Raw genomic sequence first — 834 nt, forward strand, 5'->3', positions numbered from 1 at the left:
TCCGCCCGCTCCATCACCGCCGTCATCACCCACTACGGTTACGCCCGCCAGGACCGCAAGGCCGGCCCGCGTGAGCCCATCACCGCTCGCCTCGTCGCCAACCTCCTCGAGTGCGCCGGCGTCGACCGCATCATCACGCTCGACCTGCACCAGGGCCAGATCCAGGGCTTCTTCGACATCCCGGTGAACCACCTTTCCGCGTTGCCGCTCTTTGCCGATTACTATGACGCCAAGGGCTTCGATACCGACAATCTGGTCGTTGTCTCCCCCGACGTGGGTCGCGCCAAGGCCGCCAAGAAGCTCTCCGACATGCTCGGTTGCAGCCTCGCCATCGCGCACAAGGGCCGTCCGCGCCACAACGCGGCCGAAGTCATGGGCATCATTGGCGATATTGAGGGCAAGACCTGCATCATCAACGACGACATGATCGACACCGCCGGCACCCTGTGCGCCAACGTGCGCGAGCTCAAGGCTCTCGGCGCTGGCGACATCTACGTGTGCGCAACCCACGGCATCTTCTCCGGCCAGGCCATCCAGCGCCTGAACGATGCGCCTATCGTCGAGTGCCTGGTCACCGACGCCATCCCCGTTGAGGAAGGCGGCAAGATCAAGACCATCTCCGTCGCCGGTGAGTTCGCCGAGACCATCTCCGCCGTGTACTACGAGCAGTCCGTAAGCACGCTCGTGGGCGGCGACTTCGCCATGTAAGGTAGCCGCGCTCATAGCTGCACCAAGCAGAGTTCTGCGGTAGGTTGCCCCCGTCTTCCAGGCTAGAGTCTGGTGAACTGCCTCCCATTTCTTGGACTGGAAAATAAAGTCCTCGAGATGGGAGGT

General features: G+C 63.1%; 1 protein-coding gene. It reads left to right on the forward strand.

What is annotated here, in order from left to right; all coding sequences use genetic code 11:
• Positions 1-708, forward strand: a 708-nt coding sequence (locus tag ACT8II_RS02300) for a ribose-phosphate diphosphokinase (RefSeq protein ID WP_443812914.1), incomplete at its 5' end; no start/stop codon positions are given.
• Positions 709-834 lie beyond the last annotated feature (126 nt).

This window comes from Collinsella sp. (assembly GCF_052346665.1).
Taxonomy (GTDB): domain Bacteria; phylum Actinomycetota; class Coriobacteriia; order Coriobacteriales; family Coriobacteriaceae; genus Collinsella.